The organism is Nocardia sp. PLKS1-43, assembly GCF_059510335.1.
In genome coordinates this window covers 156824-182286 of sequence record NZ_JCAJZQ010000002.1, presented here as the reverse complement: position 1 = coordinate 182286, position 25463 = coordinate 156824, and the positions used below count along the sequence as shown (strand labels likewise).

Sequence of the window (25463 nt, the reverse complement as noted above, 5' to 3'; positions counted from 1 at the left end):
TGTTGGCCGACAAGCTATCCGAGTACGGCCAAGGCCGCATTCCGGACATCGGCTACCGGCAGGCTATCAGAGGTGTCGATGGCGCGGTGCGGTTCGAACCGCATAGTGGAGGGCCGATCCGGGAAACGGTCTTCTGCGCCGGCCGAGGGATCGGCATCCTGTCAGCAAGCGCATTTCGCCGGAATGGCGGCCGAGTCCGGATCCGGTGTTCAGAGGCGTGGACATTCGCGCCCGAACGGCCGGCCGCGAGCGGGATGCCGCGCACCGCCGCGGCTTCGTGAACAGGGACTTTGCTTCTGGAATCGGCTGTGCGTCAACGCAATCGGGCCGCTGTGATGCTGCGAGCGGTAGATACTACGCTTGCGATCGCCGCTTCGGAAGACATTCCGCACAGATCGGTGAGTGTGAAGAATGCCTCGGCACTCATCACCACGGCGAGGTCCTGACGCATTTGCGTCAGCGTCTCAGGAGTGAGGTCCGTGAGCGGGGCGAGAACGGCTTCGATGAGGCCGAGACGGTAGGCGGGACGCAGGATTTCGGCCGGGCGGACGATGGCCGCGGCCATGGTCGCGCGCACCGCCGGGGCGTGGGTGTGTATGTGTCGCAACAAATATTCCGTCGCGTGGGCGACCCGTTCGACCGGATCGGCGATGTGGGCGACCGGTGTCATGATCTGCTCCGCGCCCGGCCAGGATTCGTGCATCGCCTCGCGCAGCAGGGTGGCCAGGTCGGGGAAGTAGCGATAGGCGGTGGCCTCGGAGACCCGTGCGGTCCGCGCGACCTCGGGCATGGTCACCTCGCCGCCGGCGTCGATGAGGGTGCGCGCCGAGTCGAGGATCGCGCGGCGGGTGCGTTCCTTCTGATTCGTGCGGCCGCCGCGTGTCGCGGTGGATGTGGATTCGGCCTGTCGGGCCACCTCGCTCACCTCCGTAATCGTTCGATATCGAGAGCATACTCTCTTCATGAGAGTTGACTTGCATAACGACCCGGGTGCGTCTACCTTGATGAGAGTTCACTCTCACGAACGAGGAGTCGCCATGGCGGAGTACGACATTCAGGTTCCCGGCATCGGACCGGTACCTGTCACTGTGACCGAAACCGGTTCGGGCCCGGTTCATCTGCTGTTGCACGGCGGAGCCGGTCCGCAATCGGTGCAGGAGTTCGCCGAGCGCTATGCCCGGGCGCGGTCGGTGCGGGTGCTTACCCCGGTGCATCCCGGCTTCGGTGGTACGCCGCGGCCCGAGGCGGTGGCCACGGTCGCCGACCTGGCCAGGGTCTACCGGGCTCTGCTCGACGAACTCGAGCTGAACGAGGTGACCGTGATCGGCAATTCGATCGGCGGCTGGATCACCGCGGAGATCGCCGCCCAGGGCAGCGACCGGATCGCCGGCGCGGTCCTGGTCTGCGCGGTCGGGCTCGAGGTGCCCGGGGTGACGCCGGTGGACTTCTTCGGTCTGGGGCTCGACGAGATCGCCGACTACAGCTACTACCGGCCCGACGCCTTCCGGATCGATCCGTCCACCTTCAGCCCGGGGCAACTCGAGGCGATGGCCGCGAATCGCGTCGCCTTGCAGGTCTACGGCGGCGAGCGGATGACCGACCCGTCCCTGGCCGAGCGGCTGTCCGGGGTGAAGGTCCCGGTTCTGGTGCTCAGCGGCGTGAGCGATCGGATCGCACCGCCGGAGGTTGGTCGGGCCTTCGCCGCCGCCATTCCCGGCGCCCGATACGAACTGCTGACCGAGACCGGGCATCTGCCGCAGCTGGAAACCCCCGATCAGCTGGTGACGGTCCTCGCGGCCTTCGCCGACGGAAAGTAGGTAGAGGTCGTGACAGAGGTACTGATCACCGGACAGGACAACGCCGAGGTCGCACTGACCGGTCCGGTCGTGCTGCGAATCCTGGAGGACGGCAGCGCCACCGACCACCGGCTCGGCGTCGCCGAGATCGAGGTCGCCCCGCACACCCAGGGGCCGCCGCAGCATCGCCACGCCCGCCACGACGAGGGGTTCTACGTCGTCTCGGGCACGGTGCGGTTCACCGTCCGCGCGACCGACCACGATGTGCCCGCGCGCACCCTGGTCATGGTCCCGCCCGGCGCGCCGCACACCTTCGCCAACCCCTTCGACGAACCCGCGGTCATGCTGAACACCTTCACACCCGACCTGTATGTGCAGTACTTCCGCGATCTGCGCGCCATGATCGAAGCGGGCGAACCGATGACGCCGGAGAACGTCGTCGAGGTGATGGCCCGTTATGCGACCACACCGGCGGAGGGTAATCAGCACTGAGTCCGGGCGCAGCCGGTGGCTCCGCGGCGGGTTACCGGAACCGCTGCGGCGCAACATGTCTCGCTCCGGTGCCGGCTGGAAACGGTGACTCACCTCGGTACGGATTGTGGCCGCGACCTGCGGTCGCTTCGCCACGGCGGTATCGGCCGCCTGCACATCGACCTGAGCGACGCTGGGCCGCAACAATATAGAGCTGTCGTTGAGCGCGGACGCCGGTTCCAGCACAGGTTCACCGCGTGCGGTCCCGTCGGGATATAAAGGGAGCGAACAAATCTCATCGGTATGTGACATTGCGATGAGAGCTGCTCGATCGGCTGGAATTCTGCCGAGTGCCGGTGAATTCACCCATGTGGGACGCCCAGGGTGCCGCTGTCGCCGACGAGCGGTCCAGGCAGTACGGGATTCGTTGTGCGCGTGCGAACTTCGCCGAGGCGGGGCTCATGTCGGGTCACAGGGGCAGGGCGTCTGGTGGGGAATTCTCATCGCGGAGCGCGCGGTCCCGTGCTGGTCCGGACGGGTGACCGGTGCGGCGACGAGGGCTGATGGGCGATGATAGAGGCGTGGGATGGATTCCGAGGCAGTGGGGCGCTGTCGTTCGGGGACTCCTGATTCGGGGTGAGATGGTTCATGCGGGGCGGGCCGAGGCGCGGGCTCGGCGGGCGCTCGGATTCGCCGCGGGCGTGGGCACGGTGCTGTGGGTGGTGACCCATCTTCAGGTGATCTTCTCCCAGGACCGGATGGTGCAGGCGTGGTGGACCCCGGCCGTGGTGGCGGGATTGCTCATCACCGGCGCCGGGCTGGTCGTGGCGTCGCTGACGATCGGCGGGCGTGCGGTCGGCCTGCTTTCGGCATGGCTTGCCGTGGTGATGCTCGCCGCGCTGCTGACCTTGCCGATCGCCGGGCACTACAACTGTTTCGGCCCGTCCGGGACCTGGATTCCGCCACTGGTGGCGGCGACCGCGGTGGCCGGCGTACTGGCCTGGCGGCGGTGGTGGCCGGTGTATCTGGCGGTCTCCGGCGTGATCGCCGCCGTCATCGACGCATACGTCTCCGGCGGCACCGGAATCCACGCCGTCGCCGAGGATCTCGTGCGCACCTGGGGCGTGCAGGGGTTCTTGACCTGGACCGCGGCGCGGCTGCTGGCCGCGGCGATCGAACTGGACACCGTGACCGCGATCGTGGTGCGGCAGGCGACCGTGGCCGCGGGCGCCGAGGCCACCGACCGGGAACGGACCCGGTTCGCCGGGCTGATCCACGACAACGTCCTGGCCACCCTGCTCGATGCCGCTCGCGGCGGCACCGCCGAGCGGCTGCGGCGCTCGGCCCGGCGCACCCTGCGCCAACTCGACACCAGTCCGCACGAACACCGCGTCGAGGACACCCACGAGGTGCGCGAGACGATCGAGGTGCTGCGCGCGGAGGCGGCCGAGCACGGCCTGTCCGTCACGACCGACCTCGCGAACCGGGCTCGCGCACTGCGTATTCCGCGTGAGGTGACCACCTCGCTGGCCGGCGCGCTGGGCGAGGCGGCGCGCAACAGCCTGCGCCATGCCGCCCCCGACGGGCGCGCGGTCGCCAGGGTGGTGCGGATCGTGGTGGACGAAGGCGGAATCGTCGTGCGCATCGTCGACAACGGAGCCGGATTCGACGTCGAGCGGGTCAGCGTGGAACGGCTGGGGGTGCGCCAGAGCATTCTGTGGCGGATGCGCTGCCTGCGCGGCGGAAACGCCGAGATCGATTCGTCGCCCGGCGGCGGGACGACGGTGACGCTGCGATGGACCCACACCGATCCGCACGAGCCCCGCCCGCCCGCGCTGATCGGCGTGCGGGGCCTGTCCGGATTCGTGATGATGGCGCTGTTGTGCTGGGCGGTGGGCATGCTGTTGCTCGGGTATGTGCGCAGTGGCGATCCGGTGCTGGCCTACAGCGGGTTCGGCCTAGTCGCCGCGGCCGGTGCGGTGGTGCTGATTCCGCGCGACGATCCACTACCCGCGCCAGCGACCTGGTCGGTGGTCGCGGTGGGTCCGCTGGCCGCGTTCATCGTCAACCTGGGCCCGCGCGCGGCGCACCATGCGGTCTGGGTGCTCGTCGCCTACTCGTATGTGCTTGCGCTGCTTGCGATCCGGGGCCGGGTCGTGGCGACCTGCGCCGCACTGCTCGCGGCCGGCGCCGCCTATGAAGTCGCGGGCGGTTCGCCGGGAGCCGCTCTGAACGGCACGGCCGTGGCCGGTGCGACCGTCCTGGCCGCGGTCGCGTTCACCCTCTACATGCGCCCGATGCTGCGCTCCTATCACGGGGCCCGCGCGGATCTCGCCCGGCACGCCGGAGCGGAGGCCCGCGCCGCGGCACAGAGCCGCGAACGCCGCAGTCAGATGGCGTACCTATCCCGAACAGCGCGCCCGATGCTCGAATTCCTCGCCGCGGGTAACACACTCAGTCCGCAACAGGTGTGCGAATGCCGCTTACTCGAGGCCGAACTCCGCGATCGGCTACGCGCCCCCGGCCTGGTCGATCCGGCACTGGTCCGCGCGGCGCGCGCGGCCCGAACCCGGGGCGTGCGACTGACCCTGCTCGACGACGCCGGACCGGGCCCCGAAGACCGCGAGTTGCGCGCCGTGATCGTGGAAACCGCTGTGTCGTACCTTGATTCGGTGACACAGGGACGTGTCACGGTCCGGGTGCTTCCGCCCGGCCGCGGCTGCGCCGCCACCATCGTCATCGTCGAGCCGCACGTCTACCGCCGGGTGGAGATCGACGCCGGTGGAGTGCCCTCGGCCACCACGGAACCGGTCGCCGCGGGTTGACCGTCCCGGTGGCGCGCGCTCGACCCGGATATCTGTTGAGCACCTCGATGACACTTCGGCCGCGCCGATGGCCGTAGCGTGGTGTCGCGGGTCGCCTGCAGTGCAACGGGTTTCGCCGGCTCGTCACGATCGGGCGCAGAAAGATCCGGTCCGCGCTTGCCGCCCGGCCGCGAGCGCACCCGGACGAACCCTGCAGCCGTGCGCCGGGTGAGCGACTTCGCCAGTCCATCGCGATGTGCCTCCCCACAGCGGCAGGGAGACGTGCGCTACCGACGAAGTCGGGACCGGTGCGCAACGTGTGTGGACTATCACGCCCTACGCCCCGCGCAGGTCATGAGGAATCCCAATACCGCACGGCTCGAACGTAAATGCGAGGCCTCGTCCCGATATGTAGCGTGGCTGGGGGACCTTGAAAGTGTCGTCGCAAGGAGTAAAACCTTGGAGGAGGTACTGAGACCGCTGGTGGTCTTCGCCGTGACGCTCGCAGTTACCATCTCGATCGGCATTCTGGCCGACCGCCTGATGTCCCGAGCGGCCGACAGACATCCACAGAACCGACTGCCCGGTATGCTGCGGCGTATCCATCTCCCGCTGCAGATATTTCTGGCGACCTTCACGCTGCACTTCACCTATCCGCTGGCGGAGATCCACCTGCGCCATGACGGTGTCGTACTGAACATTCTGGCGGCGATGGCCATCCTGTCCGCGGCGTGGTCGGTGATGCGCGCTGTCGACGCCGTAGCGGAGAACACGCTGGACAAGTACGCCAGACGCACGGCGGACATTGCCAAGGTCAGACGCCTGCACACGCAGTTGACATTGGTTCGGCGCATCATCACCACGATGCTGGCGATCACCACCGCCGCCGTCGCGATCCTGCTGCTGTTCCCGAACCTGCGGACATTGGGTACCTCGCTGCTCGCCTCGGCGGGTGTCATCGGTGTGGTTGCCGGTATCGCGGCGCAGTCGACGCTCGGAAACCTGATGGCAGGTCTGCAGATCGCGTTCGGCGATTCGGTGAAGATCGGCGACACCGTGGTGGTCGAGGGGGAGTGGGGCACGGTCGAGGAGATCACCCTGTCGTTCCTGACCGTCCGGATCTGGGACGATCGCCGCCTCACCATGCCGGTGTCGTATTTCAACTCCAAGCCGTACGAGAACTGGTCCAAGGGCGGCCCGCAGATCACCGGCACCGTCTTCCTCTACCTCGACACCAGCACACCGGTGGACGAGCTGCGCGAACATCTGCACAAATACCTGCACACCCGCGAAGATTGGGACCGCCGCAGCTGGAACCTCCTGGTCACCGACACCACCCCGTTCGGCATCCAGGTCCGCGCCTCCATGTCCGCCCGCAATGCCGACGATGTGTGGACCCTGCGCTGCGCGGTGCGCGAGGAACTGCTCGCCTGGCTCCGCCGCGAACACCCCGAGGCACTGCCGAAGGTGCCGACGAGCGTCGTGGAGCGAGCGCACGCAATGGCCGAGTGATCTGCCGCGCCGATCAGGTTCGGAAACCCAAGACTAGAAACACATTCGGGATGCCAGAGCCCGCCCGCGCAATCCGATCCGGCGGCGGTGAGCAGACTTGATTCCACGTTCGATCGTGTCAGCTGCCGCCGTCATCGGAACCGCCCGGGATGGTGGGCGAAGCCGGATCGAAAGCTTTGCTGCCTCCGTAACGAGAACGTTGTCCACATCGAGGATGTTCATGATGGCTGAACCGGAGGCGGAGCAGGCGTTGGACATTGGATACCGCTGAAAGCGCAGTGCATCAATAGGTTCCGCTTGGCGGGAGGGGAGTGAAGGCCGACGGAGGGGTCGGCATCGCTATCGAAATTTGCGCCGAATGGTCGCGGGTTACCGGTTCTACTTGACCGCTACTCGCACACCCCCGGAGAACATCGAGTCGTGGAACTCGATGGTGGCCGGCAGGTCCCGGGCGACACGTCGAACGCGATGGCGACCGAGATCTTGTTGCCGGGGTTGATATCCGTGACTTCGGCCAGCCGGGCGGTCATGAGGCGGTCGACGGCCTCGGCCAGCTTGTCCTCGGTGGCTCCTCCGGCGAGAGCGTCCTTCGCCAGTGCGTAGAACCACGCGTCGACTACTTGCCGGAAGGCGCTCGGCGGTGAGCTGGCGGTGGTGAGTCGCTCCGTGAGCCGCCGACACACGGGCTCCAGCTTGTGCAGCGGGGTTTCCGCAGGTGACCTCAGGGCTCTGTATCCATGGTGCCGGTAGCCGGATAACCGGACGTCCGTTACCGGCATCGACTTCGGTACCGGTCAGCGCCATGCGTCGACGAGATCTTCTGGGCCCCAATGTGCTGTCAGTGGAAGGTCGTTACCGACTCCGGATCGAGATACCGCGACGAGCGGGGTATCGATCTCGGCGCCGGGTACCGACAGCAGGGCCCGGCTGAGAGCCTCGTAGTCGTGTCGATCGAACGGACGGTCCTCGAGCCATTTGACGGAGCCGACGAAATGCACGGACTTCGCCGTCGGGGCGGTGTCCGCGCCGATGAGGTCGACTTCGGGATTGTTCTGACGGTTCCACCAGCCGCCGACCGCGTCTGTGTCCGGCCACCTGTCGTTCGGCAGTAGCCGGAGCAGTGAATCGCGGATGAGCGGCTCGACCGCCCGGCCGCGCCACGTGGTCCACGAGCGTTCTATGCGAGCCGCGGCCAGGTCGTGACGGCCGCGTTCCGCGAGCGGAATTGTCCGCTGCAACAGGCCCAGCCAGAACCGCAGGTACGGGTCAGCGATGCGATAGCGCTTGTTTTTGTGGTCGGGACGGGTGGACAGCGGCAGATCGGCGGTGATGATCCGTTTGGCCTGAAGGGTTTCCAACAACGGAGCCAGTGTTCCCGCGGGAAGGGTTCCGGAACTACCGGCCTGCGCGGCGACCGTGCTGAAGGTACGTTCGCCGCTGCCGATCGCCTCGAGAATCGCACGCGCGCGGGAGGATTCGGGAAATTCGCCGAGCAGCGTCAATTCGCCGGCCACAAGTAGCGGCGACAACGGATCGGTGGTCGAGGCGCGGAGAAAATCGGTGCGGCTCATTCCTGTCTGCCACGACTGCACGATCTCCGGGAAACCGCCCGTGATGAGCAGGGCGTCGATGGCATCGGCGTCCGGCAACCCGGTCATGGCTTGCACATCGGCAACATGGAGCGGGTCGACCGACATCTTCGTCGCTCGTCCGAAGAACGGCCGGTCTCGGGATTGCAGCGCCTCCATGACGGAGATGTCGCTGCCGACCAGGATGAGTAGGACCGGTTTGGCGGACAGTTGCCGGTCCCACACGGTCTGGAGTGCGCCCTCGAACTCCGCGTCCTGTTCGGTCAGCCACGGCACCTCATCGATCACCACCACGCTGGGAGTTTCATCCGGCAAGGCGATCGCCAATGTTCGCAGAGTTCGGTTCCAGTCATCGGCCTGGATTCCGGCGATAAGGTCCGCCCCGGCGAGAGACGAGCAGGCGGTGGTGGCGATGAAGTCAGCACGCTCCGCACTCGGATTGCGCCCGCGCGTCGCCTGGAACACCATGTTCGCCGCACCGGAGCGGTCGCAGAACTCTTGAACCAGCCGCGACTTCCCCACCCGTCGGCGGCCGGTCACGATCACCGCCCGGCCGCGGGTTGCGCCCCTTGCTCGGGCAACGATGTCGAATTGCTGCCCGAGCAGGTCGAGATCGGCCTGTCTGCCTGCGAAATTCACCGGAACCTCCGAACTAAGATTGGATCTTAGTTAGATCAGATCTAACTAAGATCCAATCTTAGTGGTCGCACCAACTCCCCAAGTGCAGCCCGCTGTATCTACGAGCCGCCGTTGTCCGGCGTCACCTATCCGTGCAGCGGTCCGTCATTCTGACCTCGAGCCGTTATTACAGGGCTGTTCCGGCGCTGGCAGTGAATCGGATTGTGGGGCGGCGTGACCGGTGTCACCATTGCGATGCCGGTCGCCGCGGGCTGAGCGGTCGGGTCGCGCAGCCCTATTTCCGTGCGTAACTGCGGAACTGGAAACTGTTCTTGCCGTTGGACGATCGGGTGCGTCCGGTGGTGAAGGCCAGGACGAACTGTGGTGGAATCTCCGGTGCGTAGGCGTCGCCGGAGACCTTGGCATCGACTTCGGTGACCACGATGACGGTCGCGAATTCGATTGTCGCGGCGAAGATTTCGGCGCCGCCGAGGATCCAGACCTCGTCCGGGTCGGTCAGTGACAGGGCTTCGTCCACCGAGCCCGCGCGTTCGGCGCCGGTGGCGAACCAGTCGGGGTCGCGGGTGATGACTATCGTGCGGCGACCGGATTGGGCGTGTGCTTGTTCGGGCAGCGCATCCCAGGTTCGGCGGCCCATGATGATGGTGCGGCCGCTCGTGATGTCCTGGAAGTGCTGCACGTCCTCGGGGATCTGCCACGGGATGCTGCCGTCCGCGCCGATGACGCGGTCGGGGGTCTGAGACCAGATGAGCCCGATCGTGCGCTTGCTGTTCTCGGTCATGTGCGCTCACCACCTTCGCTCGACTGGATTACCTCTGCTCACTACCTCGTCGATCGTCCGGCCGGTCACCCCGGTGAAGCGCGAATCGCGCCGGTCCTGGTGGTCGCGCGCTCACCACCATTGCAGGATCGGTCGCATCGCCCGGCCCAGCGCGGGCGCCAGGGATCGCGAGTAATTCGCGGTCAGGTGATGTTCGTCGTGATAGATGAGGATATTGCCTGCGGAGACGGGGCAGGTGTCCGCCGCGCAGACGGCGTCGGTCATGTCGAGGGGGAAGACGTTGGGGAATCGCGAGGCGGGTTCGGCTTCGGGGTTCACCGGGTTCAGGGCGTAGTCGCGGGGGAGGCCGCAGCTGGTGCTGTCGCCGCCTTCGGCGAGGCAGTCCGAGGCGCGGTAGCGGATGCCGTCGTGCCGTAGCCACGGGGTGTCGCGGATGGCTACCACGTTGAGGCCGCGGTCGGCGAGCTGGGACCAGACGTCCAGGTAGTCCTGCGGGGTTTCGTCGCCGGGGCCGTCGAGGGGGCGGGTGCCGGTGGTGAAGACCCAGTCGGGGCGTTCCTGTCCGAGGCGGTCGATCACCTGACGGGACCAGTCGCGGCAGTCCGGAATCGTCTCGCCCTTGTAGGAAATGTCGTCCGAGACGGTCAGCGGGCAGCCCATTTTCAGCATCACCCGAACTCGGAAGCCGTGCTGTTGGCCGAGGATCTGCAGGGCCGGAATCCAGTGTTCGGCGTGCGAGCTGCCGACTACCGCGAGGGTGCGCTGGGCGTTTCGGTCGCCGTAGTCGCAGGTGATCAGATCGGTGGTCGACCAGTCCGCGATGCAGCCGTCGGTGGTCGGATAGGGCAGATCCGCGGGCGCTTCCAGGACCGTGGGCCGCATCCGCGCCTGCGGGACCGGCGCGCCCGCGGCCAGTGCCTCCGCTCCGGGGTATCGCGCCGGATCCAGCCAGGCCGGCGGCTTGGGTCCGTTCGCGCCCATCGCCAGATGCCAGGAGGCGCTAGCGCCGATTCCCAGAACGCCGATGATCGCGACCAGCGCGCCGATGGGCCGCCGGAAACGCGAAAGGATCGCGGGGATGGACATCGTCCGGGATCGCTCGAATCGCTGCGTCCGTTCGGCGGCGATCGCGCGCGCCGAGCGCATCCGCAGCGGCTCCTCGACCAGATGCCGGGTCGTGTACGCGAGCGCCAGCGACACCCCGATCACGCCGAGGCCGCCGAGGGGGCCGGCTGTCGGCCTGCCGCGTTCGGAGAGGTAGAAGATCAGGAGCGGCCAGTGCCACAGGTACAGCGAATAGGCCATCGCGCCCAGTTCCACGGCCGGGCGCGTGGCCAGCCAGCGCAGCAGTATCGGACGGGCCGCGGGTTCGAGATTGTTGCCCGCGAGGATGAGCGCCACCGCCGCGCCGACCGGGATCAGTGCCGCGGGACCGGGGAAGACGCCCGCGCCGAATACCAGCTCGCCGCAGATCGCCACGATGACCAGTCCGGCGATCGCGAGCGGGGTGCGCACGATCCGGGGCAGGGTCAGCCACGGTGCGGCGATCGCCAGCAACGCACCGGCCAGCAGCTCCCAGGCTCGCGCGAACGAATCGTAGTAGTTCCAGCTCTGGTGGGCGTTCTCGCCGACCATCGCATAGCCGAACGACGCCACCGCGAGCGCGCCCAGCAACACCAGCAGCGCCGGGCGCACGTACCCGGGACGCCCCAGCTTGCGCAGCGACCAGGCCACCACCGCCAGCAACAGCGTGATGGCCAGATAGAACTGCCCCTGCACCGACATCGACCACAGATGCTGGAGCGGGCTCACCGACGGATCGGCGGCCAGATAGTCCGAGGACGCCAGCGCCAGATGCCAGTTCTGGTAGTAGAACGCCGAGGCCAGCGTCTGATCGGCCAGATCGGCCCACTGGGTGATCGGGCGCAGCGTCACCACGGCGAGCACCACGGCCGCGAGCACCACCACCAGTGCCGGGAGCAGCCGGCGCAGCGTGCGCCGCACGGTGAACCACACCCGTACAGCGCCGCCGGATTCGATCTGACGCACCAGCAGACCGGTGGAGAAGTACCCCGACAGGACCAGGAAGATATCCACCCCACCGGACACCCGCCCGAACCAGATGTGGAACAGCACCACCAGGGCGATGGCCACACCACGCAGACCGTCCAGATCCAGGCGGTACGCGCTCGCGGCCACTGGCCGGGCGGCGCCCGGGCGCTGCTGCGGGCCGGATTCGACCGGCTGTTCGGTCCTTCCCATCATCGGACGCAAAGTCGTTGCGCCAGTGCGCAATTCGCATCGGATGTCGGTCGGGGCAGCGAAACGGAACGCGTCAACGAGGAATCCGGCACATGAATTCTCCTATCACGTCCGGTAACGGGGGTCCAATCCGGACATTCCGAACGCGTCCCGCCGCCGCGACCGCCGGATACGGCCGTGGCGGCGGGTACGACCCGCTAACTGTTGGCGTTACCGGCCTGCCAGGTCTGCCACGGGACCTCCCAGTCGCCGTAGGTGTCCCACACCGGCAGGGTGGCACCGCCGGAATGGGTGATCTCCACGACGTCGCCGATGCCGAAGTGGTCGTAGAACCACTGGGCGTTGTCGGGTGAGAGGTTCACGCATCCGTGCGAGACGTTGCTGCTGCCCTGCTGCCCGACCGACCACGGCGCGGAGTGCACGAATTCGCCGTCGTTGGATATGCGTTCGTCCAGCGCCACGGTCTCGCGGTAATAACCTGGCTGTCCCGCGCAGGTGCCGTAGGTGCACGAGTCCATCACGATCGAGGGCTGCTTGTCGGAGATGACGTGCGGCCCTTCGTGCGAGGGGAAGCCGGGCGAGCCCAGGCTCATCGGCATCTGGTTGACCTGCTTTCCGTTCTGGAAGATGGTGAGCTGGTCGGTGCTGCCGTCGGCCTTGGCGACCCAGGAGTCGTGCACGGTGTAGTCGGCGCTGTTGTTCTCCGCGCCCAGTACGCCGTTGCCGAGGTCCAGGCCGACCACATCGGCCTCGATGTGGATCTTGGTGCCCGGCAGCCAGTAGTTCGGGCCGCGGTAGTGCACATCCTTGTCGTCGACCCAGTACCAGGCGCCGGGTTGCGCCGGGGTGACGGTGACGTGCAGATGCTTCTGCACCTCGGCCTTGTTGGACACCGGCTTGGTGAACTGGAACACCATCGGCTGTCCGACACCGATACCGGTGTTGGCGACCACATCCGGCGCGGGCACGACGTTCGCGTAGGCGGTGCTGATGTTGTCCGTGGACATCGTTTTGACGGTGAAGTTCTGCTTGGTGTGCGCACCGGCGGAGTTCACCGCGTCGGCGGTGATGGTGTACGCGCTGGAGAAGGCCAGCGAATCGGTGTTGGTCCAGCTCAGCCCGTCAGGGGACAGAGTGCCCGCGAGCGGTTTGCCGTCCGGTGTGGTGGCGGTCACCGAGGTGAGGTGTCCGCCGGTCGCCGAAACGGTGATCGGGACGCTCGGATTGATCGGGTTCGCGGCGGCCGGAACGTTGATCGCCGCGGCCGGGACCGCGGGCGTGGTGCTCTCGCCGGCGCTGCCGCTCCCGGCGTGATCGCTGCCGGACCGGCCCAGGAAGACCGCGCCGACGGCGATCACGACGATCACCACGGCCGCGGCGATCAGGAGCCAGGTCGCGCGTCCGGGGCCGGGCACCGAGCTGCCGGGCGAGGCCGGGCCGACCTTGGCAGGCGGTGCGACGGGCGTCGACGACGGCAGGACCGTGGTCGGCGCGTCGGCGGGGCCGGACGTGCCGGGTGCGCTCGGTGCCGCCGCGGCACCGAGCGCGGTTGTCGCGGCTTCGTCGGCGCTCGGAATGGAGGTGGTGGCCCCGGCATCGGCGGTGTTCTCGCCGGAATCGGAGGCGGAGTTCGTATCGTCTTGTGCGGCAGCGTTTTCGGATGCGGCCGGTGGTGTTCCGGGGTGGCTGTCCTTGCTGGATGATCGATTGGCTTCGGTCGGTTCGCCGGGGGTCGATTCGGTCACGGTGTTCTGTTCGTCCTCACCGATCCCCGTGTTAGCGGCGGCCGGTATGTCGGTAGTGGTCGGTTCCTGGGCGGGGTGCGAACCACTGGTGTGGTCGGAATCACCGGTCTGGCTCATCGCGCCCCCGCCCGGGTCAGTATTCCACGTCCACCTCCGCGCCTCTGCGCCCGTCCGCTCCCGGCCGACGAGGACAGGGCGCGATCGTTACCACAATTTCGCATGACTCGATCTTGCCGCACGATGGCGAAAAGGGCTCTCGCTCACAGGATTCGCACAGCGCAGCGAGACCTTGGTCATGTGCCGGGGCGCGCCCGATCGTGCCGGTATCCCTCGATGGACTCGGGCAGCGAGCCATCTCGCGGCGAACGTTCGGCGCCGCTCACTGTTCGGGGGCCAGCACCTGCCCGGAACCGGCCGCGCGCACCAGGATCGCCTCGACCGGACAGGATTCCGCGGCATCGAGGATGCTCTCGTCCGGATCGGCCCATTCGGCGACCGGGCTCGAGTAGCCGTCCACGAGGGTGAAGTGCGCCGCGGCCGTGCCCGTGCACATGCCCGAGCCGATACAGGTCTCGCGGTCCACCGAGATACGCCACTGCTCGCTCATTCGCGCACTCCTACCAGGTCACCGGCAGTGCGACGGGCCCGCGCACCAGCAGACCGGTCTTCCACGGAACCTCTTCGGCCGGGACGGCCAGGCGCAGCCGGGGGAACCGGTGCAATAGCGAGCCGAGCGCGACCTGCAACTCGACCCGCGCCAGTTGCGCGCCGAGGCAGTGATGCACGCCGTGGCCGAAGGCGATGTGCGGATTGTGCCGCCGGGTCAGATCGAGTTCGGCCGGGTCGTGGAAGACCGATTCGTCGCGATTGGCGGACTGGGTGTTGACGAACACCGCGTCACCGGCGCGCACGACGGTGCCACCGACCTCGACGTCCTGCGTGGCAACCCGGGCGAAGGCGCCGCCGGAGCCGAGCTGCACATAGCGCAGCAGTTCCTCCACCGCGCCGGGCACCAGATCCGGATCCGCCCGCAACGCCTCCCACTGGCCGGGCGTGGACAACAGCAGATAGGTGAAGTTGGCGATCTGGTTGGCGGTCGTCTCGTGACCGGCGATGAGCAGGGTGATGCCGAGCTGGACCAGCTCCTGCTCGGTGAGCCGGTCGTCGTTGTCGCGAGCGGCGACCAGCGCGCCCAGCAGATCGTCGCCGGTGTCCGGCGCGGCGCGGCGTTCAGCGACGACCTCGGCCAGGTACGTCTCGAGTTCGCTGCGGGCCGCGGCGATCTGCTCGGCGGTGTAGGCGGTGGTGGACAGGATGGCGTCGGAGAAGTCGCGGAACCGGTGCTGATCTGCCGGTGGCACGCCGAGCATTTCGCAGATCACCGTAACCGGAAGTGGCAGAGCCAGATTCGCCACCAGATCCGCGGGGGCGCCGGTGCGTTCGATCTCGTCCAGGCGCTCGTCGACGATCTGCTGGGCACGCGGGCGCAGCAGATCCACCCGGCGGCTGGTGAACGCCTTGGCGACGAGTTTGCGCAGCCGGCTGTGCTCGGGCGGATCCATGCTCAGTAGCGAATTGGCCCGGGAGGGTTGGGGAACCGCGCGCGGGATGTCCTCCCGGTCCACGGTGACCGCGCGGCTGAATCGCGGGTCGGCCAGGACGAATTTGACGTCCTCGTACCGGGTCACCAGCCAGCCGTCGCCGCCGTACGGCAGGTGCACACGGCTGATCGGTTCGTCGCGGCGCAACTGCTCGAAGAGCGGATGGATCTCGAGCCGGACCGGATCGCCGAAGGGGTAGTCGCGTACCGGCGAGTCGACGCTCATATGAACTCCCTTTCCCCCACGCCGCTCGCGGCGTGCAAGCGATGTAAGCAGTTGCTTACAAAAGCATCGTAGGGTGGTCTCGAGGGCTCGTCAACGGATGAATCCTGTTACCGCGGTGGGAAATTCACATCCATGCGTTCGAGCAGCACTCGCGCGGCGCGCAGCACATGACCGGCAACCGCGTCGGGATCGGCTCCGGCCAGCGGATCGCGCTGATGCACCGAACGCATCAGCCCGATGCCCAGCAACCACGCCAGCAACAGATCCGCGCGCAGCTCCGCATCGGGCTGATCGGTCAGAGTGGACAGCGCGCGCACGTATTCCTGGCCCAGCTGCGCCCGGATCGCCGCGGTGCCCTCGTCGTGCCCGCTCGAACGCAGTGCGGCCTGTAGCCAATATCCTTGGGCGGCAGTCTCCTCCGGTTGCAGCATGCGCTCGAGCATGCGGCCCAGCAGCGCGTCGTCGGGACCCTCGGCCAGGACGCGGCGTCCGCGATCGGTGATCGAGGCACGGAACAACTCTTCCTTGGTGCCGAAGTAGCGGAACAGCAACGCCTGGTTCACTCCGGCGCGCGCGGCGATATCGCGCACCGTGGCGCGCTCGAATCCGCGCTCGGCGAACAATTCCTGCGCGGCGCTCAACAGCGCCGCGCGCGTCGCGGCCGAATCGCGTCGGCGTCCGGCCGGTGCGTTCTCCTCGGACATCCACCCTCCCGGTGATCGTCCCAGCAGAGTACGGGCAACGCCTCGGCGGGACGGTACTGCCGGTGGGGAGTCCCGCCGGCCGAGTAGAGCCCGTCGGACGAGTCACCGGATACCGCCGCGTCGGTCGGCGGGTGTGGCGGTCCGGGAACCGCTCGTCCGGGAGCGCTGTTGTTCGTTGTGCCGCAGAACAACCCGAGGAGATGGCCGGTAGCGGGCACATCGCCGGTCTGTGATCGGCGGCCCATTCGATCAGCGGGCCGCGGAGTGGACGATCTCCGGGGTGGTCTCGGCGTCCGGGGCGGCCGGGTCCGGATCGGCGGGAGGGCGGCGGTGTTCGCGCAGGCGCGGGGACCACCAGGAGATATCGCCGAACAATCGCATCGTCGCGGGGACCAGCAGCATACGCAGAATGCTCGCGTCGATGAACAGCGCCGCGACCATGCCGTACGCGATGTACTGCATCATCACCAGATCCGAGAGTGCGAACGCGCCGGTGACGACGAGCAGGATCAGCGCCGCGGCGGTGATGATCCGGCCGGTGTGCGCTACGCCGGAGCGGACCGCCTCGACGGTGGACGCGCCCGCGCGGCGTGCCTCGACGACGCGGGCGAGCAGGAATATCTCGTAATCGGTGGACAGGCCGTAGATCACCGAGACGATCAGCACCAGCACCAGCGCCATGATCGGCTGCGGGGTGAAATTCATTGCGCGCGAACCGTGCCCGTCGACGAATATCCAGGTCAGGATGCCGAGGGTGGATCCGAGGCCGAGCAGATTGAGCGCGGCGGCCTGCAGTGGCAGCACGATCGAACCGAAGGCGGCGAACATCAGTGCGGTGGTCAGGACGAAGACCAGGGCGATCATCCAGGGCAGCCGATGCAGCAGCGCATCGACGCTGTCGCGTTGTTCGGCCGGCGTGCCGCCCACCAGAACCGTTGTGCCCCTGGGCAACGGCATCGACCGCAGGTAGTCGATGGCCGGATCGGGACGATGCGGATCCAGCAGCACGGTGTCGGTGGTGAAGACACTCGGATGCGCCGGGCCCTGCACCGGTTTCGGGAAGGGAGCGGCCAGACCAGGTGCGCGATTGGCGGTTTCGACCACGCCGGGCACGTCCGCGGTGTCGTTGGTGATCAGAACCAGGGAGATCGGGCCGGTCTGGCGCAGCGGGAAGACCCGGTCGAAATGTTCCTGCGCGAGCCGGGTCCGGTTGTCCGGCGGCAGGAATCGCTCGCTGATCCCGCCGAACGCGATGTCGCGCACCGGGGCGATCAGCAGCACCAGAATGGCTACGATCGGAATCCCCACGGCCAGCGGCCGTTTCATCACCCATCCGGCCAACCGGCCCCAGCGGTTGTCCGGGTCCTCGGCGGTGCCGCGGGTGCGCTGGAACCGGCGGAACCCGAACAGGTCGATGCGCGGGCCCAGTACGGCGAGCATGGCGGGCAGCAGGGTGACCGCGGTGAGCGCGGCCAGTGCGACGGTGATCATCGCGCCGTAGGCGAACGAGCGCAGAAACCCTTGCGGGAACAGCAGAATGGCCGCCGACGCGGCCACCACGATGGTCGCCGAGGACACCACGGTACGTCCGGCACTGGCCACCGTGCGCCGCACCGCCGCCGGTATCTCGTGCCCGTCGGCGAGTTCCTCGCGGAATCGGCTCACGATGAACAGTCCGTAGTCGATCGCCAGGCCCAGCCCGATCATCGAAACCACCGGGGAGACGAAGGAATTCACGTCCGTCACGGTGGTGATCGCCCGGATGATCCCCCATGCGCCGACCACCGTCAGCCCGCCCGCGATCAGCGGCAGCGCCGCGGCGACCACCCCGCCGAAGACGAAGAACAGCAGCACCGCGACCGCGGGGATGGCGAACAGTTCCATCCGCATCTGATCGTGCGCCATGGTGTCGTTGAGCGCTCCGGCGACCGGCTGCCCGCCCGCGACCTGCAGATCGATGCCCGGGATGGTGAACGCCCCCGCGACGTGCCGGTAGTTGCGCATCACCTCGGTGTTGTCGCTGCCGCGAATCGCGATGGAGGCGAAGGCATATCGGTGATCCGCCGAGCCGAAGACATCCGGCAGCGACAGCCCGGTAGAAGTGTGCCAGTAGGTTCCGTTGACCTTGGCGATCTGCTCCGGAAAGCGTTGCGGCAGAGAGTTCAGGCTGTTCACCACGGTTCGCGCGAACGCCGGATCGTCGATCGTGTGTCCGGGCGGCGCGTGGTAGAGCACCAGCACGTCGGCAATGTGGTTGCGCCCGAACGCCTCATCCTTGATGCGGGCCTCGCGGATGGACTGCGAACCGGGATCGTCCCAGCCGTCGGAGCTGAGCCGGTCGTGCAGATCCATCCCGTAGACGCCCAGTGCCGACAGCCCGGCCAGCAATACCACGATCACCGTGAAACGCCGCCGGACGACCATGTCCGCCCAGCGTGTGAAATCGGCGAACAATGGCCGCCTCCCTGCCGCGTCGAATATCGGTATATGCCTTGCGGCCGGCGCGCACGCCGAACGCCGATGGGATCCTATCCGCGCATGCGTGAATTCACCGGCGATGGATTGCTCATTCCGATACGACACAACGACTCGCGGTCGATATTGTGAACGATACCGAGTGCCGTATTGTGGCCGGCTCCAGTCGCGCGATACGCCTTTGGTTGTATCGCCACGCGCTCACCAGTGATTCCTGGGCGATGTCACAGTCGCGGGCAGGGTGTCTCCGCGAACGGCACAAAATGTGCGCACGGGCCTGTTCGTCTCGTAATCCGCCGATACACTGAGCCGGGCCTGTCAACTGTGCGGGGTGCTCGATTACACGGATCGCCGAATTGGACGGCGATGACATATCCCGAGCTCGGGAGGAAACTGCGTGTCTGATATTGCAATTGTCGGTATCGGTTGTCGATTCGCGGGCGGGATCGACTCGCCCGACACGTTCTGGGATTTCGTGGTAGACAAACGAGACGGAGTCGTGGAGATTCCGGCCGACCGCTGGGACTATCGACGATACTACGATCCCGAACCGCGCACGCCGGGTCGCGCCTACACCAAACGCGGCGCGTTCATGACGATCGACCCCTGGGAATTCGATCCCGACTTCTTCGGCATCTCCCCGCGCGAGGCGACGGTCCTGGACCCACAGCAGCGGCTGCTGCTCGAGGTGACCTGGGAAGCCCTGGACGACGCGGGCGTGGCCGGTCGCGCGAGCGGTGCGCCGGTAGGGGTGTACGTCGGCGGATTCGTGGTGGACCAGTCGGTCATCGGCGTGGTCGGTCCCGCGCTGTTCCACACCGACATGCACACCCCGGCCAGCGCCTCCTACACCATGCTGTCCAACCGAATCGCCTACGCGCTCAACCTGACCGGGCCCGCGTTGACGGTCGATACCGCGTGCTCCTCCTCGCTGGTGGCCTTCCATCTGGCCTGCCAGGCGCTGGACAACGGCGACTGCGAGGTCGCGCTGGCCGGCGGTGTCAACGTGATGTTGCAGCCCGAGACCTTCGTGCTGATGTGCAAGGGCGGATTCCTGGCCACCGACGGCCGCTGTAAATCCTTCGACGCCTCCGCCGACGGATACGGCCGTGGCGAGGGTGCGGGCATGGTGGTGCTCAAGCGGCTCGAGGACGCGGTCCGCGACGGCGACCGGATCTATTCGGTGGTGAAGGCCACCGGTGCGAACCAGGACGGGCGCACCACCGCGATCACCGTGCCCAGCGCCGAATCCCAGGAATCCCTGGCGCGTCAGGTGTGCACACGCGCGGGGCTGCGGCCGGACGAGATCACCTACGTCGAAGCGCACGGCACCGGCACCCTGGTCGGTGACCCGGTCGAATTGCGTGCGCTGGGAAGCGTTTTCGGGGCACCCGCCGGTCGCACCGGCACCCTGGGGGTCGGATCGGTCAAATCCACCATCGGACATACCGAGGCCGCGGCGGGTGTGGCGAGTGTGATCAAGGCGGCACTGGCGATCGCACATCGCACGATTCCGCCGCAGGGCTGGCTGGAAAGGCCCAATCCGGACATCCCGTTCGAGGAATTGGGCCTGAGCGTCCAGCTCGAGGCCGAGCAGCTCGCACCCGGCGGTGCGCCGATGACGATCGCGGTCAACGGATTCGGCTACGGCGGCACCAACGCGCACGCGATCCTGCAGGAGTACCGCGAACCGAGCGCGCCCGCGACGACCGGCGAGCACCGCCACTTCGGCATCCTGCCCATCTCCGCGCGCGGCACCGCCGCGGCCCGCGCACAGGCGGGCCGATTCGCGGATCTGCTTGCCGCGGGCGCGGATCCGGACCATCTGGCCGAGGCGGCCTGGACTCGGCTCGCGCACCACCCCTATCGCACCGGCGTCCTGGTCGACGGCGACACCACCGAGCTGATCTCCCAGCTGCGCCAGTTCGCCGGGGGCGAGGGCCGCGACGCGGCGCGCACGATCCTGTCGCGCGTGGCCGAACCGGTCTTCGTCTTCTCCGGCATGGGTCCGCAGCATTGGCGGATGGGACGCGAATTGCTCGCCGCCGGAGGGGTTTTCGCCGAGACCGCGCAGCGCGTCGACGAGGAGTTCCGGGCGCTGTCGGGCTGGTCGGTCATCGAGGAGTTGCGGCGGCCCGAGGAGGAGTCGCGGGTCACCCGCACCGAGGTGGCCCAGCCGGCGAACTTCCTGGTCCAGGTCGCGCTCGTCCGTGAACTCGCCGAGTACGGCATCACGCCGGCCGCGGTGGTCGGCCACAGCGTCGGCGAGGTGTCCGCGGCGTACGTCACCGGGATGCTGACCCTGCCCGAGGCCGTGCGGGTCGCGTACCACCGCGCCCGGTTGCAGGCGACCACCGCCGGAACCGGTGGCATGCTCGCGGTGGGCCTGAGCCCCGATCAGGCCCGCGAACTGGTCGGCGACGACGCGCGGGTGGATATCGCGGCGATCAACAGTGCCTCCTCGCTGACCCTGTCCGGCGATGTGGAACGGTTGGACGAGATCGCCGAAAAGCTCACCGAGGAGGGCGTTTTCGCGCGTCGCCTGCGGGTGGAGGTGCCGTATCACAGCGTGCTGATGGATCCGATCCTGGACGAGCTGCGCACCGAGCTGGCCGAGCTGAAGCCGCGGCCGCCGATCGTGCCGCTGTACTCCACGGTCACCGGCGCACGCGTCACCGACGGCGACTGGGATGCGGAGTACTGGTGCGCCAATGTGCGCCGCCCGGTGCTGTTCCGCGACGCGATCGCCGCCCTGATCGCCGCGGACAGCCGGGTGTTCCTCGAGGTCGGGCCGCATCCGGTGCTCTCGGGCAACATTCGCGAGACGCTGCTCGGCGCGGACGTCAACGGCACCACCGTGCCGACACTCGATCGCACCCAGGCCGATTCGGAGAGCGTCCGGCGCACCCTGATCGGCCTGTACGCGGCCGGGGTGCTCACGGTGGACTCGCTGTTCCCGGCGGACCGCCCGGCCACACCGCACCTGTCGCTGCCGCGCTATCCCTGGCAGCGCACTCGATTGCATTCGGCGCTACCGCTTTTCGAACAGGCGCGCTTGGGCACCCCCGACGGGTACGCCATGCTGGGCGATCCGGATCTGGAGGGCCGCCCGGACTGGCTGTTGCAGGTGAGCGGCGAGTTGCTGCCGTGGCTGGCAGACCACGTCGTCAACGGCGTGAAGATCATGCCCGGTGCGGCCTACCTGGACGCCGCGCTCAGTGCCGCGGCCAGTCGCCTGGGCGTCAAACGCGTTGGCCTGGAACAGGTCCGGTTCGTCGCGCCGCTGATCATGGGCGCCCCCGACGTGCCGCTGGTGGCGTTGAGCGTCGAGGAGGCCAGCGGACGTTTCCTGATCCGTTCGCGCGGTGCGACCGGACAGGCGTGGACCGTGCACGCCCACGGTCGCCTGCTGACCGGCAGCCACGAGCAGACCTTCGCCCGGGTGCCGAGCATCGAGGTCGGGGTCGACGTCGATCCGGAGCTGTTCTATTCCGGGCTCGATGCCGCCGGGCTGCGATACGGTCCGGCCTTCCGGCGCGTGCTGAGCGTGCGCGTCGGCCAGGACGTCGCGGTGGCGACGGTGGACGGCAGCATCGCCGAGGGCTCGGGGCATCTGGCCCACCCCGCGGTGGTGGACGCGGCCATGCAGAGCGCGGCGATGCTGTTCGCCGACGAGCGGATCAACGAGGGCACCATGGTTCCGGTCGGGGTGAACGCGGTGCGCCTGCTCGCCCCGCTGCCCGAGCGGATCACCGTGGTAGCCCGGCGCGACCCGAAGGCGCGGCTGCGCGCCGACGTGGATCTGCTCGATGCCGATCAGAACCTGGTGATGCGCCTGACCGGCTTGCAGATCGGCGCGTTGCGCCCCGGGGACGACCCGCTGCACCGGATGGTCGACTTCTACTACGCCGACACCATGGAGCAGCGTGATCCGATCGACCCGGCCGCCCTGGCCGACGCCGGCTCGGCGACCACGCTGATCGTCGCGCTCGGAAAGAGCACGCGCGCAACCGAACTGACCGAGGCGATCGCGGGAGCGCGGCTGTATCCAGTGGATTCGCCGGGTGCCGAGCTGGAGCCGGAGCTGTTCGAACTGCTGCAGGCCGGTCGGGACGAGGGCGCCCAGCGGCTGCACGTCGTCCTGGTCGCCGCACCGGAGCGGCCGGACGATGTCGCCCAGCTGTGGACCCTCAAGCGAATCGCCGTCGCCGTACACGATTTCGCGAATCCGGAGTCCGCCGACGGTACCCCGCAGTCGGTCTTCGGCGATGGAGCCTGCCACGTCACCCTGGTGACCGAATGCGCCTTCACCCTGCCGGACAGCGCCACCCCGCCGGAACCCGCGCATGCCGCGCTCGCCGGTGCGCGCAGGGTGCTGCTCAACGAGCAGACCGCGCTGCGCTGGCGGCTGATCGACACCGAACCCGGCACCCCGGTCGCCGATCTGGTCGCGGAACTGGCTGTGCCCGGGGCATTCTCGCTCGACAACTCCGACGAGGTGCTGTTGCGCGGGGGCGCGCGCTGGGTCCCGGTGGTGACCAAACCACTGCCCGGACGGATCGAGGAGCTGGACACCGATCGCCCGCTCACCGACCCGGAGGCCAACTTCGCCCTGGAGCTGCCGCGCACGCGGGTACTGTCCGCCCTGGCGTGGCGCGAATGTCCGCGCCCCGCACCGGGTCCCGGCCAGGTGGAGGTCCGGGTGCAGGTCATCGGCCTGAACTACAAGGACCCGCTGAAGGTCATCGGCCTGCTGGGCGAACGCGAACTCGCGCCGACCTACTTCGGCACCGTACCGGGTATGGAAGGCGTCGGGACGATCACCCGGTTGGGTGCGGGCGTCACCGATCTGGCCGTCGGCGATCTGGTGGCGATCGCGGCGAAGGGCATGATGCGGCGCTTCGCGATCGCGGACCGGTCCCTGACCATTCCGCTGCCATCGGACACCGATCCCGGATACTGCACCAGCACAATCGCTTTCGGCACCGCCGAATACGCGTTGCACGATCTGGCCCGGCTCGAGCCGGGGGAGACGGTGCTGATCCACGGCGCGGCCGGTGGTGTCGGCACCGCCGCGATCCAGGTCGCCAAGGCGCGCGGAGCCCGGATCATCGGTACCGCGAGCACCGACGAGCGCCGCGCGCACATCCTGACCCTGGGCGCGGATTACGCGGTGAACTCGCGATCGCTGAACTTCGTCGACGACGTGCTCGAGATCACCGGCGGCGTCGGCGCGGACGTGGTGCTCAGCAGTGCGCCGGGCGAGACCCTGCGGCAGAACTTCAACGCCGTGGCCGAATTCGGGCGGATCGTGGAGGTCGGCAAGGCCGATATCTACACCGGCGGGCTGCTCGAGATGAGCAACTTCGACAAGAACGTCGCCTACTACTCGATGGATCTGGACCGCCTGGTCGCGGTGCGCCCGGAACGTCTCACCGCCCTGCTGCAACGGGTCTACCAGCGAGTGCTGGAGGGGGTGTACCAGCCGCTCGAGTACACCATGTTCGATACCCGCGATGTGGCCAAGGCGTTCGAGGAGACCATCCGCTCGACCCGCACCACCCGGATCGCCCTGCGCATGGACGATCCGGAGCCGCCGGTCCGGCCGCATCTGCCGGAACTCGAAATCGACGGTGCCGCAACATATTTGGTCACCGGTGGCTTCGGCGGGTTCGGAATGGCCATCGGTCGCTGGCTGGTCATGCGCGGGGCGCGGCGGCTGGTGCTGGCCGGGCGCAGCGGCGCGGCCACCGAGGACGCGCGGCGGCAGCTCGAGGCGTGGCGCACCGTCGGGGTCGAGGTGCTCGAGTGCAAGCTCGATGTCACCGACGCCGAGGCCGTCGCGGCGATGGTGGCCCGCGCGCACACCGGCGAGCATCGGCTGCGCGGCGTCTTCCACGCGGCCGGCGCGGTGGCCGACAGTCGCATCGCGCTGATGGAGCACGATCAGCTCGACCGGGTCTACCGGCCGAAGGTGCACGGCGCGCAAGTGGTGCATCGGGCGATCGCGGACGCCGGGATCACGCTGGACATGTTCGTGCTGTGTTCCTCCGGCGGTTCGATGTACGGGATCTACGGCCAGTACAACTACTGCGCGGCCAATGTCGCGGTGGAGTCGCTGGCCGAGAAGTGGTCCCGTGCGGGCGAGCGGGCTTTGTGCGTCGGCTGGGGGCACCTGTCCGGTGCGACCGGCGGCATGGCCGCCGACGAGACCGCGGTGAAATATCTGGATCTGGTCGGCTTCGGGGTCATCGACATGGCCGACGCCACCGCGTACCTGGAGCAGAGCCTGCGCCTGGGCGCGACCCGGGCGGCGATCATCCCGACCGACTGGGCCAAACTCACCGGCACCTTCCCGCAGCTGGCGCGCACCGGTCGCACCACCGCGCTGGCCCAGGCCTCGGCCAAGGACACCTCGGAGCTGGCCCGGTTGCGCGACGAACTGGCCGAGATGGAGGAGGTCAAGCGCGGACCGTTCATCGCCCGCAAGATGGCCGAGGAACTCGCGGTGGTGATGGGTGTCGCGGTGGAATCGATCGATATGACCGTTCCGGTTCCGGAACTGGGACTGGATTCGCTGATGGCCGTCGAGCTGGGCGCGCGGGTGACCAAGACGCTCGGCATCGATCTGATGTCCTTGCAGATGGGCCGCTCGTTCAGCCTGGAGCAGGCTGGTCCGAAGGTGGCCGAGCTGATCCTGGCCTCGGCGACATCGTCCTCGGAAACCGCAGCGCCGCAACCTGTTCCGGTCGGCGCGGGAGCGGATCGGGCGCCGGTGGCGAACGGTTCGGCGAACGGCGGCGCACCCGCCGACTCGCCGCTGGTGCTGGCGAATTCCGAGGCCGGGGCGTAGCCGCCG

At 68.1% G+C, this 25463-nt stretch carries 15 protein-coding genes; 5 read left to right on the top strand and 10 right to left on the bottom strand.

Translation table 11 applies throughout. The annotated features are described in order from the left end of the window. Positions 1 to 313: 313 nt before the first annotated feature. Positions 314 to 925 (bottom strand): TetR/AcrR family transcriptional regulator, encoded by a 612-nt coding sequence (locus tag AC5WS7_RS08820; RefSeq protein WP_495953918.1) that lies wholly within the window; start codon positions 923 to 925, stop codon positions 314 to 316. 112 nt (positions 926 to 1037) lie between these two features. On the opposite strand from AC5WS7_RS08820, the gene AC5WS7_RS08815 reads away from it, so the two are divergent. The 4 genes from AC5WS7_RS08815 to AC5WS7_RS08800 all read left to right on the top strand — a co-directional run bounded on the left by AC5WS7_RS08815 (position 1038) and on the right by AC5WS7_RS08800 (position 6583). After that, a complete protein-coding gene (locus AC5WS7_RS08815) occupies positions 1038 to 1817 on the top strand; it encodes an alpha/beta fold hydrolase (protein WP_495953917.1) in 780 nt (259 codons plus the stop codon). A 9-nt stretch (positions 1818 to 1826) separates the two neighbouring features. Then, positions 1827 to 2288: a cupin domain-containing protein gene (locus AC5WS7_RS08810; protein WP_495953916.1), complete on the top strand. Its 462-nt coding sequence runs from the start codon at positions 1827 to 1829 to the stop codon at positions 2286 to 2288. Positions 2289 to 2908: 620 nt separating this feature from the next. Continuing rightward, entirely contained in the window at positions 2909 to 5092 is a 2184-nt protein-coding gene (locus tag AC5WS7_RS08805) for an ATP-binding protein (RefSeq protein ID WP_495953915.1), read from the top strand. 438 nt (positions 5093 to 5530) lie between these two features. Further along, positions 5531 to 6583, top strand: coding sequence for a mechanosensitive ion channel family protein (locus AC5WS7_RS08800; RefSeq protein WP_495953914.1), 1053 nt, complete (start codon positions 5531 to 5533; stop codon positions 6581 to 6583). A gap of 389 nt (positions 6584 to 6972) precedes the next feature. On the opposite strand, the gene AC5WS7_RS08795 is transcribed toward AC5WS7_RS08800, so the two are convergent. From AC5WS7_RS08795 to AC5WS7_RS08755, 9 genes are all read right to left on the bottom strand, one after another. Further along, positions 6973 to 7266: a BREX system ATP-binding domain-containing protein gene (locus tag AC5WS7_RS08795; protein ID WP_495953913.1), complete on the bottom strand. Its 294-nt coding sequence runs from the start codon at positions 7264 to 7266 to the stop codon at positions 6973 to 6975. Between the two features lie 111 nt (positions 7267 to 7377). Then, a complete protein-coding gene (locus tag AC5WS7_RS08790) occupies positions 7378 to 8811 on the bottom strand; it encodes an ATP-binding protein (RefSeq protein ID WP_495953912.1) in 1434 nt (477 codons plus the stop codon). Between the two features lie 274 nt (positions 8812 to 9085). Beyond that, positions 9086 to 9592, bottom strand: a complete 507-nt coding sequence (locus tag AC5WS7_RS08785; protein ID WP_495953911.1) for a dihydrofolate reductase — start codon at positions 9590 to 9592, stop codon at positions 9086 to 9088. 111 nt (positions 9593 to 9703) lie between these two features. After that, positions 9704 to 11857, bottom strand: coding sequence for an acyltransferase family protein (locus tag AC5WS7_RS08780; protein ID WP_495953910.1), 2154 nt, complete (start codon positions 11855 to 11857; stop codon positions 9704 to 9706). Positions 11858 to 12051: 194 nt separating this feature from the next. After that, positions 12052 to 13188, bottom strand: a complete 1137-nt coding sequence (locus AC5WS7_RS08775; protein ID WP_495954509.1) for a L,D-transpeptidase — start codon at positions 13186 to 13188, stop codon at positions 12052 to 12054. 790 nt (positions 13189 to 13978) lie between these two features. Beyond that, positions 13979 to 14206 carry a ferredoxin gene (locus AC5WS7_RS08770; RefSeq protein ID WP_495953909.1) on the bottom strand — a complete coding sequence of 76 codons (228 nt, stop codon included), beginning with the start codon at positions 14204 to 14206 and terminating at the stop codon, positions 13979 to 13981. 10 nt (positions 14207 to 14216) lie between these two features. Then, entirely contained in the window at positions 14217 to 15425 is a 1209-nt protein-coding gene (locus AC5WS7_RS08765; protein WP_495953908.1) for a cytochrome P450, read from the bottom strand. A gap of 107 nt (positions 15426 to 15532) precedes the next feature. Continuing rightward, positions 15533 to 16129 carry a TetR/AcrR family transcriptional regulator gene (locus tag AC5WS7_RS08760; protein WP_495953907.1) on the bottom strand — a complete coding sequence of 199 codons (597 nt, stop codon included), beginning with the start codon at positions 16127 to 16129 and terminating at the stop codon, positions 15533 to 15535. A 249-nt stretch (positions 16130 to 16378) separates the two neighbouring features. Then, the gene (locus AC5WS7_RS08755) at positions 16379 to 18583 is read right to left on the bottom strand and encodes an MMPL family transporter (protein ID WP_495953906.1); all 2205 of its coding nucleotides are present in this window, start codon (positions 18581 to 18583) and stop codon (positions 16379 to 16381) included. A 418-nt stretch (positions 18584 to 19001) separates the two neighbouring features. On the opposite strand from AC5WS7_RS08755, the gene AC5WS7_RS08750 reads away from it, so the two are divergent. Beyond that, a complete protein-coding gene (locus AC5WS7_RS08750; RefSeq protein WP_495953905.1) occupies positions 19002 to 25457 on the top strand; it encodes a type I polyketide synthase in 6456 nt (2151 codons plus the stop codon). Positions 25458 to 25463: the final 6 nt, after the last annotated feature.

Coding starts and splice junctions, on each gene's coding strand:
- AC5WS7_RS08815 (WP_495953917.1), top strand. CDS start 1,038: ATGGCGGAGTACGACATTCAGGTTCCCGGCATCGGACCGGTACCTGTC.
- AC5WS7_RS08805 (WP_495953915.1), top strand. CDS start 2,909: ATGGTTCATGCGGGGCGGGCCGAGGCGCGGGCTCGGCGGGCGCTCGGA.
- AC5WS7_RS08785 (WP_495953911.1), bottom strand. CDS start 9,592: ATGACCGAGAACAGCAAGCGCACGATCGGGCTCATCTGGTCTCAGACC.
- AC5WS7_RS08780 (WP_495953910.1), bottom strand. CDS start 11,857: ATGATGGGAAGGACCGAACAGCCGGTCGAATCCGGCCCGCAGCAGCGC.
- AC5WS7_RS08770 (WP_495953909.1), bottom strand. CDS start 14,206: ATGAGCGAGCAGTGGCGTATCTCGGTGGACCGCGAGACCTGTATCGGC.
- AC5WS7_RS08765 (WP_495953908.1), bottom strand. CDS start 15,425: ATGAGCGTCGACTCGCCGGTACGCGACTACCCCTTCGGCGATCCGGTC.
- AC5WS7_RS08760 (WP_495953907.1), bottom strand. CDS start 16,129: ATGTCCGAGGAGAACGCACCGGCCGGACGCCGACGCGATTCGGCCGCG.